The sequence below is a fragment of the Bauldia sp. genome, from assembly GCF_965232525.1.
GTDB lineage: Bacteria > Pseudomonadota > Alphaproteobacteria > Rhizobiales > Kaistiaceae > Bauldia.
This window is the reverse complement of record NZ_OZ246980.1, coordinates 4,017,625-4,028,535: the sequence shown is the minus strand read 5'-3', so window position 1 is coordinate 4,028,535 and position 10,911 is coordinate 4,017,625. Positions and strand designations below refer to the sequence as shown.

Here is a 10,911-nt window from a genome sequence, read left to right as displayed (position 1 = left end):
CGCTGATCGGGGATCCGCTATTTCGGGCCGGTCCAACTCGGCTCGCGCGTCGCATGTTCGTTCACGAACGCCTCCAGGTCTTTGACAGAGATCCGGTACTCGCGGCCGAGCTTCACGGCCCGCAGTTCCTCATGATGGATCCACGCGCGGACGGTCGGCTCGCCCACCTTGAGCAGCTTGGCGACTTCGTGGGTGGTCATGAATGGTTTGCTGAGCATGGGTTATCCACTCTCGTTTTATGTCTATACCGCTGAATTACGCTCAAAAGGCGTCAGAGACCGTGAAAAAATGTCGCTGGTGCGGCGGCGATCACCGGCTGCGATCGCGCCCCGCGGGAAGCACATTAGCGCCTGACTGGCAGTGGTTTCGTGTCGGGAGAGGTCTTATAGAGGGCCGCCATGACGACGCTTCCCCCTGACATTCTCTCCAGTCTGGCCAGAATGGGACTGACCGAACCGGGTGCTTCGGTGGACGCCGAACGGCTGACCGGCGGCGTCTCGTCCGACATCTGGAAGGTGACGGCGGGCTCGCGCGTCTTCTGCGTCAAGCGGGCGATGGCCAAGCTCGCTGTCGAAGACGACTGGTTCGCGCCGGTCGAGCGCAACCGCTTCGAGCGAAACTGGTACGCGATCGCGTCCGAGCGGGTGCCGGGCGTCGCGCCCGCCGTGCTTGGTTATGACGACGATCTTCTCTTCTTCGCCATGGCGTGGCTCGACCCGGATCACTACAGCCTGTGGAAGCCAGACCTGATGAAGGGACGCGTCGATCGCGATTTCGCCGCGACAGTCGGCGAGAAACTCGCTGAGGTCCATGCGGCAACGGCGGGTGACCGCGCGATTGCCGCGGCTTTCCCGACCGGCCGGCTTTTTGAGGCGCTGCGGCTTGAGCCTTATCTGCGCGCCACCGGTCAACGTCATCCCGACCTGTCCGACGCGCTCGGGTCGCTGGCCGATCGCACTGCCGCGACCGAGACGGCGCTGGTCCATGGCGATGTCAGCCCGAAGAACATCATGAAGGGACCGAAGTCGGTGCCGGTTTTCCTGGACGCCGAATGTGCCTGGTATGGCGACCCGGCGTTCGACCTGGCGTTCTGTCTCAATCATCTTCTCCTGAAGTGCATCGCGGCGCCGCAGGCATCACGAGACCTGATTGCCGCCTTCGGCGCGATGCACGAGTCCTACATGGCCGGCGTCAACTGGGAGCCTCGTGAGGACCTGGAAGCACGGGCGGCATCGCTGCTACCGGCGCTGCTGCTCGCCCGGGTCGATGGCAAGTCGCCGGTCGAGTACATCACCGATGACGACCAGCGCGCGGTGGTTCGCCGGGTGGCCGTTCCGCTGATCAAGGAACCGCCGGCGTCTCTCGCCGACATCAGCAACGCATGGTCAAAGGAGCTCGGGATTTGACCAACAGTGAAATCGTCGGCGTTCGCGGACGCCGGGTGTGGGACTCGCGCGGGCGGCCGACCGTCGAGGCGGAGGTAATCCTTGCCGGGGGCGCCGTCGGCCGCGCGATCGCGCCAGCCGGTGCGTCGACCGGCTCCGGGGAAGCGGTCGACCGGCGCGATGGGGGGACGGCGTTCGGCGGGTTGGATGTGATGGGCGCGGTCGGCGCGGTGGACGGCGAGATCGCTACCGCGCTCAAGGGCATGGACGCTGCCGATCAGGCGGCTGTCGACACGGCGATGATCGTCCTCGACGGGACGCCGAACAAATCGCGGCTCGGCGGCAATGCGCTGATCGCCGTGTCGCTGGCGGTCGCCCACGCCCATGCCGCGGCGCTTGGGGTGCCCTTGTGGAAAGCGCTCGCCGGCGACAACCCGGTGCAGCTACCACTCCCCGAGATTCAGTTGTTCGGCGGCGGTGCCCATGCCGCCCGGCGCGTTGATATTCAGGACTTCATGATCGTTGCGACCGGTGCCGCGACGTTCGCCGAAGCGCTGGAGATGACCGCCGAGGTGTACCGGGCGGCCGGTGTCATCCTGGCCGAGCGCGGTAACCTCGCCGGGGTCGCCGACGAAGGCGGCTACTGGCCGGCGTTCGACACAAACGAAGAGGCGCTTGCGCTCACCGTGGCGGCGATCGAGAAGGCCGGATTCAAGCCGGGCGAGGACGTTTCCATCTCACTCGATATCGCCGCGACCGAGTTCAGCACCGGCGACGGCTACCGGCTCGCACGGGACTCGCGCGATCTCGATCGCGCGGCGTTGATCGAGCTGTTGCTGGGCTGGGTGGCGCGCTACCCGATCGTCTCCATCGAGGACCCGCTTGCCGAAGACGACGAGGCGGGGATGATCGCCTTCACACAGGCCGCAGGGCCGCGCCTGCAGATCGTCGGCGACGACTTCCTGGTGACCAACGCCGACCGGGTCCGGCATGCCGCAGCTGTCGGGGCGTGCAACGCGGTGCTGATCAAGCCGAACCAGGCGGGAACGCTCACCGAGACCAAGGCAGCGCTCGACGCGGCGCGCGAAGCCGGCTGGGGCGCGATCGTTTCGGCGCGCTCCGGCGAAACCGAGGACGTGTCGATCGTTCACCTCGCAGTCGGCTGGGGCGCCAAGCAGCTCAAGGTGGGATCGTTCTCGCGATCGGAGCGCATGGCCAAGTGGAACGAGGGCCTCCGCATCGCTGACGCAATCGGCGACGGAAGTTTGCCACCGTGGACAGCTTTTCCCTGGGGCGCGGCTTGACGCCTGTCTAGAAGAAGTGGGGCGCACGTCCCTCGAGGTCGGCGCCGGAAGCGAGACGGATCAACCGAAATGCATCGTGTTCTTTTGACCGAACCGATCCACGACGACGGCATGGCGCTGCTCAGGGCGCGCGATGATGTGGAGATCGTCCCAATGCCGGATACGGCAGCGGAAACCTTCACCGCCATGCTGCCGGGTACGGCGGCGATGATCATCCGAACCGTGAAACTGCCGTCCTCGGTGCTCGGGGCGGCGGATATCCTCAAGGTCGTGTGCCGCCATGGGGTCGGTTACGACAACATTCCCGTCGCGGCGCTCACCGAGAGGGGTATCCCTCTGGCATTGGCGATCGGGTCGAACGCCCCGACGGTCGCCGAGCATGTGTTCTTTCTGATGCTCACCGTCGCCAAGCACGGGCTGCCCTACGACCGGGCGGTGCGGCGCGGCGCCTGGGAAGATCGCAGCCTGCTCGCCAGTTTCGATCTCCGCGACCGGACGCTGCTGTTGATCGGCTTCGGCCGGATCGGACGCAGCGTGGCACAGATGGCGGCGGCGTTCTCGATGCGGGTGCTGGCCTTCGACCCGGCGGTCAGCGCCGAGGAGATGACCGCCGGCGGGGCCGAGAAGATCGAGGACTGGCGGGCCGTCCTCGGCGCGGTCGATGTGGTTTCCCTGCACGTACCGTTTCTGCCGGAGACCGACACAATGATCGGGGCGAAGGAAATCGCCGCGATGAAGCCTGACGCGATCCTGGTCAACGCCGCCCGCGGCGGATTGATCGATGAGGACGCGTTGGCCGCAGCGCTGAACGAGGGGCGCCTTGCCGGGGCCGGCATCGATACGTTTCGCGATGAGCCACCGGTACACGGCTCGCCGCTTCTCGATTGCGAGCGCGTCGTGTTGAGCCCGCACGTCGCCGGCCTGACCAAAGAGGCCGCGGCCCGGCTCAGTGTGTACTCAGCCCAAAACGCACTCGATGCCATTGATGGGCGTCTCGATCCGGCGTTCGTCGTCAACCAGTCGGTGCTCCAGCCATGAAGATGGTTCGGGTCGGGCTGATCGGCAGCGGCTTCATGGGCCGCAGCCACACATTCGCGTTCAACACAGCGTCCTCGGTCTTCGAACTGCCGGCGACGCCGGTGCTCGAACTCCTCGCGGACGTCGATGACGATACCGCGGCGGCGGCCGCCAAGGCGCTTGGGTTTTCGCGCTCCACCGGCGACTGGCGGGCGCTGATCGACGATCCGGCGGTCGACCTCGTCGATATCACCGCGCCGAACGTACTTCACAAACCGATCGCGCTTGCGGCCATCGCCGCCGGCAAGCCGGTCTATTGTGAGAAGCCGCTTGCCGCTAATGCGGCCGAAGCCAAGGAGATGGCGGACGCCGCCGACGCGGCCGGCGTCATCACGGCGGTCGGCTTCAACTATCTCAAGAATCCGATGGTCACCCTGGCCCGCGAGATCGTCGCCAGCGGCGAGATCGGCGAGGTGGTCAGCTTCCGCGGCATTCATGCCGAGGACTACATGGCCGATCCCCAATCCCCCTACACGTGGCGGATGGATCCTGAAGGCGGGCACGGGGTGGTTGCCGATCTTGGCAGCCACATCATCTCCATCGCCCGTTATGTCGTCGGGCCGATTGCATCCGTGGTCGGCCAGATCGCGACGGTTACCACCGAGCGCCCGGTCGCACCCGGCGCCAGTGAAACGCGGCGGGTGGAGGTCGACGACCAGGCGCGGGCACTGGTCCGGTTCGAAGGCGGCGCCACCGGATCGATCGAGGCGAGCTGGATCGCGACCGGGCGGAAGATGACGCTTGCTTTCGACATCACCGGGACCAAGGGGACGATCGCCGTCGATCACGAGCGGATGAACGAATTACAGATCTACACCACAGGTCAGCCGGCAGGGCGGGAGGGCTTCAAAACGATTCTCGCCGGTCCCGACCACGACTCCTACGCGGCCTTCTGCCCGGCGCCTGGTCACCAGCTCGGCTTCAACGACATCAAGGCGATCGAGGTCAAGGCGTTGATGACCGCGCTCGCCGGCGGGGCGCCGTTCCGGCCGGATTTCCGCGAGGCCTGGGAGATTCAGCGCGTCGTCGATGCCGTGGTTGCATCGGCGCGGGCGGAGCGCTGGGTGAACATCGCCGAAACCTGATCGCGGCACCGCATGTCAGGCGCCGCCGATCTCGGCAAGGCGTAGCCTACGCCTCGGCCAGCGGTACGATGCCAACGAAGATATCGTTGGCCTTGACCTTGGTCCCCGGTATCAGCGTCGTGATCAGCGTGGCGGGGTCCCCATCGCTGCCGTCCGGGTCGAAGCGGAGAATGCCGGTGCCCATGTCGTAAACGACGCGATGGTCAGGGCTGGTCGCGCTCTCGCCGACATGGAACAGGTCGTCGTCGAGGAAGCCTTCTTCGAGCGGGAATGAGCTCCGATCAAGCAGGATCGTATCGTCGTTGTGCGAAAAATCCTTGATCTTGTGAGCGGACTCCGCCTCTGCTGTCGTCGCATCGCCGGCGATCTTTTTTTCCAGAACGAAGGCGAAGGTGTCCTTGTCCGCGCCGCCCTTAAGCTTGTCGGCCTCTTGGAAGGCCAGGAGGAAGTCGTTGCCCCGGCCGCCTTTCAGGACCTGGTGGCCGGCGCCGCCGTAGAGCTGGTCGTCACCCTGCCGGCCCCGAACGATGACGTCTATCTCGTTGGCAAAGAAAAAATCGGCGTCGTGGGAGCCCTTGACGACCGCCTTTTCCTCAAAGATCAGCGCCTGGAGCGCCGTGTAAGGGTTGGAGTCGCCCAACGCCGTCTCCACGTCGGCGATATCGATGTCGAAACCATCGCCCTGCAGGACCTTGGTGTCGCGGTCCTTCACCTTGAAGCCGTTGGCGGTGCCGCTGATCACTCCATTGGCATCCATTTCCAGGTCGCCGACGATGATGAGCTTGGCGCCGTCCTCGTTCTTTACGACGATCTTGCCGTTCTTGAAGACAAGCTCGCCTTCGACGGCGTTCCTGAGGAACTGATCGGCGTCGTAGAGGAGGTAACTGTGGAAGTATTCGATACACGGTTTCATGGGTTGGGCTCCGATTTGTCGGCGCCGTCGCACCGCTCAGCGGATGGCGGCGCGGCGTTTGTCCTGTTCTTCAGCCGAGGAAGATGAGGTTCGGCACGTCGCCGATAAAGATGTCGTTGGCCTTGATCTTGATGCCGGGGTCCACCTTGGCGAGGTAAAACGGTTCGTCTTCCCCCGAACCGTCCGGGTCGTAGTAGAGCCGCCCGTTGGCATCGTTGTGGACGAAGCGGTGGTCTTCGGTGAGGGCCTCCTCGCCGACAACGAAGTGCTTCTTGGCGAGCCGTCCTTCGGGCAAGTCCACGCTGTCGCTATCGATCAGGAACGAGTCGTCCTTCCTGGAGAAGTCCTTGATCCGATGATGCCCGCTGGCAGGATCGAGGCTTTCGATCCCGTTTGGACTGAGAGTCGGCACGTTAAACCCAAAGATATCCTGGTCTTTGCCGCCGAAGAGTTTGTCCTTGTCGCCGCCACCGACAATCAGATCGTCGCCCTTGCCGCCCTTCAGGGTCTGGTTGCCGATGCCGCCGAGCAGAATGTCCGCGCCCTTTCGGCCGTTGGCGACGATGTCGGGCAGACTGATCGCGAATGTGTCCGCGTAGTCGGACCCGTTGATCTTGACCTTTTCCGTGAAGAGGAGTTGGGCAACCGCCGCGATCGGTGAATCCAGATCGGCAAGGGCATCCAGCAAGGCGCCGGCATCAATGTCGAAACCACCAGCCTCCATCACCTTCACGCCGTCATCCCTGAGCTTGAAACCGGTCATTGTGCCCAGTCCGTCGCTTCCGGTGCCCTCCGGATCGAACGTACCGGTGAAGACGATCTTGTTGCCGTCGCTATCCTCGACGACGATTTTTTCCGTCGTTGATTTGGTGATGCTGCCCTGATCCAGCACCGCACTGAGTATAAGATCCGGATTGAGTAGCGGTGGGCCAAACAGGTAGTTGATAAAAGCGGTCATATCGGTCGGTTCTCCTTGAAGAACTGCATGACCAATCATGACTTGGAGTCTTGATCAATGAAAGATGTAAATGACGATATAGAAAATATTTTGTAATATAGTAAAAATCACATTTTGTAATTGTAAAATATTCAGAAATTCACATTAGCATAAAGCAAGAACGATCGCAGCACCAAGTGTTACTGCGAGATAATACAGTCGGCAATGATCGCCCTTCGGCGGGTTCAACTCCAGCTCGGCGTAGACTGGTGTCCTCGTCGTCAGTGCGCCGCCACCGGTATCGATGCTCCCTGCATGGGCTGGTCAGGACCACCCGGGCAGGCTCTCGTGTCGGATCAAAGGTCGAAGTCGATCAGGAAATCCTTGGCCTTGAGCTTGGTGCCGGGATCGACCTTGGCGAATTTGACCGGGTCTGCCAGGCCATCGACGCCGTCCTGGTCGAAGTACATCAAACCGGTTGTATCGTCGTAGATGACCCGGTGATCCACCGTGGTCGCGGCCGTTCCGACGACGAACGCGTCCTTGGCCAGCGGTCCGGACTGCAGGAGGACGTTCATGAGGACGATGTCGTCGTCCTTGCGCGCGAAGTCCTTGATCCGGTGGGTGGCCAAGTCTCCCGCTTTTTCGACGATAGTCGACTCCAGATTGAAGACGAATAGGTCCTTGCCAGCGCCGCCGAAGAGCTTGTCTTTCTCCTCGGCGCCGACGAGGGTGTCGTTGCCCTTGCCGCCTTTGAGGGTCTGATTGCCGTCGCCGCCACCCAGGAAATCGTCGCCGCCGCGGCCCTTGACGATGAGACCATCGCTATTGAACTCGGGGAGATGGTCGCTGAAGGCAGAGCCCTTGATCAAGGCGTCGTCTCGAGGGATCAGTTCGCTGACATCGAAGGCCGGGTCCAGGCCTTCGAGGGCCGCTATCAAATCGGCCTGATCGATTTCGAGATGATCGAACTGGGATACCTTGATCCCCTGACTCTTCACCTTGAAGCTTTCGACCGTGCCGCCGGGCGTGAAGTCGCCCAGAAACACGATCTTGTTGCCAGCATCGTCGGCAACAACAACCTTGCTGTCGGTTTCCTTGACGATCGTGCCTTCGGACACTGCCTCATCGTAGACCCGGAAGGGATCGATAAACGGCGGGGCGTAGAACAGTTCGAATGTCGGTATCATGACTGGTTAAGCTCCTTGCAGGGGCGTGCTCGCCGGCGGCCCGCAGCGGGCGGCGAGGCGGTCGCCGTGTCGCTTAGAACGCGAGTTCCGCAACGACGGCGAAGTCGTCGGCCTTGATCTTAGTCCCGGGAACGACTTCCGCGAACTTGACCTGGTCTTCGCCATCGATTCCGTCTTCGTCGAAAGACAGGATCCCATTGGTCTCGTCGTAGACGATGCGGTGTTCGAGAGTGGTTGCGGCCTCGCCGATCACAAAGGCGTCGGGGTCGAGAAATCCGGTATCGAGATCGGTGCCAATCGCAATAAGCAGGATCCCATCGTCCTTGTGCGAGAAATCCTTGATCTTGTTGCAGACCGGTTCGCCGACGACGCTGCCGACCTCGAACTGGAAGATGTCGCGCCCGGCGCCGCCGAACAGCTTGTCGCCGATGGGTTCGACCGCTTTCTCCTCCTTGGGGCCGTCTCCCTGACTGGCAATCAGCAGATCGTTGCCCTTGCCGCCCTTGAGCTTCTGCCCCAACGCGGCGCCGAAAATCGTGTCGTCGCCGCCGCGGCCCTTGACCACCAGGCCCGGGATGGGTTCGACCGGGAAGAAGTCCGGCGATTGAGATCCCTTGAACACACCAATCTGCGACTGGAGCATCCCCAAGATGTCCTTCGCGCCTCCGGGCGTCTCGAAGAACTCCGCCAACTCCCCGGCGTCGATGTCGAAGCCGTTACCATTCAGAACGGTTGTTCCGTTCACCTTGAGCTTGAGGCCGTCGACGGTTCCGGAAAGGTCGGGATCGCCCCAGGGACTACCCTCGAAGTCGCCCTTGAACACGAGCTTGAGGTAATTGTCGCCGGCCGTCAGGACGATCTTCTCAGGCGTGACATTCTTGACCGTCCCTTTGTCGAGCACGTTAAACAGCAGCAGATCGGCGTTAACGATCTCGGTCGAATACAGCCACTCCAAGTAAGCCTCGGCTTCCATAACAGTAGTCTCCTCCTGCCCAACTCGTCTCATTTCCCGCGTCGCAGCGATGACTAGGTGAGAATCTGGTCGTCAATGAAGAAGTCCCTGGCCTTGAGCTTGGTGCCCGGATCGACTTTGCCGAACTTGACCGGGGCCATGAGCTCGCCGCTGCCGTCTTCGTCGAGGTAGAGCGAGCCGGTCTCGTCGTCGTAGATCACGCGATGGTCCGCGGTCGTCGCTTCGGTGTCGACAACGAAGGCGTCCTTCGACAGGGGGCCGCCCGTTTCGGCGTCCAGGGAATTGCCGGTGAGCAGGATGACATCGTCCTTGCGGTCGAAGTTCTTGATCCTGTGGACGGCTAGAACGGGGTCCTCGTCCAAGACCCGCTTGGGGCCGCCGCCGGGTCCGGTGCCGATATCGAAGAGGAAGATGTCGTTGCCCTTGCCGCCAAAGAGCTTGTCTTTCTCGCCGCCGCCACCGATGACGTCGTTGCCCTTGCCGCCCTTGATCGTCTGGCTGCCCTCGCCGCCGATGAGGACGTCGTCGCCATCGCGGCCCTTGGCCACAAGACCGTCACCCGGGAGGCCCATCGCTACGTCGCGATACGGCGACCCCTTGATGATGGGGGCTTCAAGGAAAAGCAGCGAAAGAACTTCGTTCCCTGGTTTGGGATTTCCCAGCGCCGTCTCGAATGTGGCGAAATCGACCTCGAAGTCTTCGCCTTGAGCGACCTTGATCCCATTGCTCTTGAACTTGAAGCCGTTGACTTCTCCGCCCGGCGTCAGATCGCCGGTGAAGACGACTTTGTTGCCGAGATCATCCTCGACGACGATTTTCGTCGTCGTCTGCTTAACAACCGTGCCGAAATTCAGCGGGTTCGCGCCGATCAAGAACGGGTCGAGGACTGGTTCGCCAAAGTATAACTCGATGGTGGGTGTCATGATGATCAATACTCCTCATGTCGGCTGCCCGGGGAGCCACAGGGTTCCGCTCCGGGGTTTGCAACGTGTTGGTTGATTCACTGCAGTCCAAAGAAGCCTTCGATGACGAAGTCGTTGGCTTTGATCTTGGTGCCCGGTACGACTTCGGCGAACTTGAACTGGACCGCATCGAGGCCATCGCCGTCGATGTCGACGTAAAGATCCCCGTTCGCCTCGTCGTAGATGATGCGATGGTCCGGGCTGCTCGCCACCTCACCCACGACGAAGGCGTCCGGATCAAGGAAGCCGGCAGGTATCACACTGGTTTCGATGAGGATCGTGTCGTCCTTGTGGGAGAAGTCCTTGATCTTGTGGTAACTTCCTTCCACCTTTGCCAAGCTGCTGCCGACAGCGAACACGAAGGTATCGAGGCCCTTGCCGCCGAAGAGCTTGTCCGGCTTGGGGTCTCCACCTAGCTTTTCGATGCCGCCGCCGAAGTCGTCGCCTATGAGGGTGTCGTTGCCCTTGCCGCCCTTCAGTTTTTGCTGGCCCTCGCCACCCCTGAGCACGTCATCGCCGCCGCGGCCCTTGATGACGATGCCGTCTCCGGTGATTCTCGGGAATTCATCGGCTTGTTGAGACCCTTTGTACGTTCCGATCTGGTTGATGATATTGCCCAGGAACTCACCCGGGTCGTTCGGACTCTCGACGATCGCCTTAAGTTCCCCTGCGTCGATGATGAAGTCACCGCCTTCGAAAATCTTGACGCCATTGACTTTCAACTTGACGCTGTCGAGCGTGCCCGACACCACGGGGTCCGTCTCCAGATCGCCCTTTAGGATGAACTTGATGCCGCCAGGCGTGGTCACGACGAGCTTTTCTGGCGTTATTTTCTTGATCGTCCCCTCGTCAAGCACTTGAAATAACGTTTGCAGGGGATCGATGAGTGTGGTGGAAAACAGCCACTCGGCATAAGCTTCTGGATTCATGGGGTCGCCTCCCTCCCGTTACTTATCAGCTCGACCTAGGGCGGACACAGAAAGCATCAACCCTGATCGAATACGTGATTGAAAAGTGATCAGATCAGCGTTAATTCCCCGAAGAAGCCATATCGACCGCTTCAGAGCGCTGATATCGTTGATCTT

11 protein-coding genes are annotated in these 10,911 nt (G+C 62.0%); 4 read left to right on the top strand and 7 right to left on the bottom strand.

What is annotated here, in order from left to right; all coding sequences use genetic code 11:
• Positions 1-17: 17 nt before the first annotated feature.
• Positions 18-200 (bottom strand): helix-turn-helix domain-containing protein, encoded by a 183-nt coding sequence (locus ACO076_RS19090; RefSeq protein WP_421724400.1) that lies wholly within the window; start codon positions 198-200, stop codon positions 18-20.
• Between the two features lie 198 nt (positions 201-398).
• Between ACO076_RS19090 and ACO076_RS19085 the strand changes: the two genes are divergently transcribed.
• The 4 genes from ACO076_RS19085 to ACO076_RS19070 all read left to right on the top strand — a co-directional run bounded on the left by ACO076_RS19085 (position 399) and on the right by ACO076_RS19070 (position 4,851).
• Positions 399-1,406: a phosphotransferase family protein gene (locus ACO076_RS19085; RefSeq protein ID WP_421724399.1), complete on the top strand. Its 1,008-nt coding sequence runs from the start codon at positions 399-401 to the stop codon at positions 1,404-1,406.
• A complete protein-coding gene (gene eno / locus ACO076_RS19080) occupies positions 1,403-2,689 on the top strand; it encodes a phosphopyruvate hydratase (RefSeq protein ID WP_421724398.1) in 1,287 nt (428 codons plus the stop codon). Before ACO076_RS19085 ends, eno begins: the two co-directional genes overlap by 4 nt.
• 69 nt (positions 2,690-2,758) lie before the next feature.
• Positions 2,759-3,727, top strand: coding sequence for a hydroxyacid dehydrogenase (locus tag ACO076_RS19075; protein WP_421724397.1), 969 nt, complete (start codon positions 2,759-2,761; stop codon positions 3,725-3,727).
• Positions 3,724-4,851: a Gfo/Idh/MocA family protein gene (locus tag ACO076_RS19070; RefSeq protein WP_421724396.1), complete on the top strand. Its 1,128-nt coding sequence runs from the start codon at positions 3,724-3,726 to the stop codon at positions 4,849-4,851. The genes ACO076_RS19075 and ACO076_RS19070 overlap by 4 nt, the downstream gene beginning before the upstream one ends.
• A 46-nt stretch (positions 4,852-4,897) precedes the next feature.
• Here ACO076_RS19070 and ACO076_RS19065 read toward each other — a convergent pair whose 3' ends face one another.
• The 6 genes from ACO076_RS19065 to ACO076_RS19040 all read right to left on the bottom strand — a co-directional run bounded on the left by ACO076_RS19065 (position 4,898) and on the right by ACO076_RS19040 (position 10,755).
• A complete protein-coding gene (locus ACO076_RS19065; RefSeq protein WP_421724395.1) occupies positions 4,898-5,764 on the bottom strand; it encodes a hypothetical protein in 867 nt (288 codons plus the stop codon).
• A gap of 70 nt (positions 5,765-5,834) precedes the next feature.
• Positions 5,835-6,722: a hypothetical protein gene (locus ACO076_RS19060; RefSeq protein WP_421724394.1), complete on the bottom strand. Its 888-nt coding sequence runs from the start codon at positions 6,720-6,722 to the stop codon at positions 5,835-5,837.
• Between the two features lie 335 nt (positions 6,723-7,057).
• Positions 7,058-7,891 (bottom strand): hypothetical protein, encoded by an 834-nt coding sequence (locus ACO076_RS19055; protein ID WP_421724393.1) that lies wholly within the window; start codon positions 7,889-7,891, stop codon positions 7,058-7,060.
• 73 nt (positions 7,892-7,964) lie between these two features.
• Entirely contained in the window at positions 7,965-8,864 is a 900-nt protein-coding gene (locus ACO076_RS19050) for a M10 family metallopeptidase C-terminal domain-containing protein (RefSeq protein ID WP_421724392.1), read from the bottom strand.
• 53 nt (positions 8,865-8,917) lie between these two features.
• Positions 8,918-9,787: a hypothetical protein gene (locus ACO076_RS19045; RefSeq protein ID WP_421724391.1), complete on the bottom strand. Its 870-nt coding sequence runs from the start codon at positions 9,785-9,787 to the stop codon at positions 8,918-8,920.
• A 77-nt stretch (positions 9,788-9,864) separates the two neighbouring features.
• Positions 9,865-10,755 carry a hypothetical protein gene (locus ACO076_RS19040; RefSeq protein ID WP_421724390.1) on the bottom strand — a complete coding sequence of 297 codons (891 nt, stop codon included), beginning with the start codon at positions 10,753-10,755 and terminating at the stop codon, positions 9,865-9,867.
• Positions 10,756-10,911: the final 156 nt, after the last annotated feature.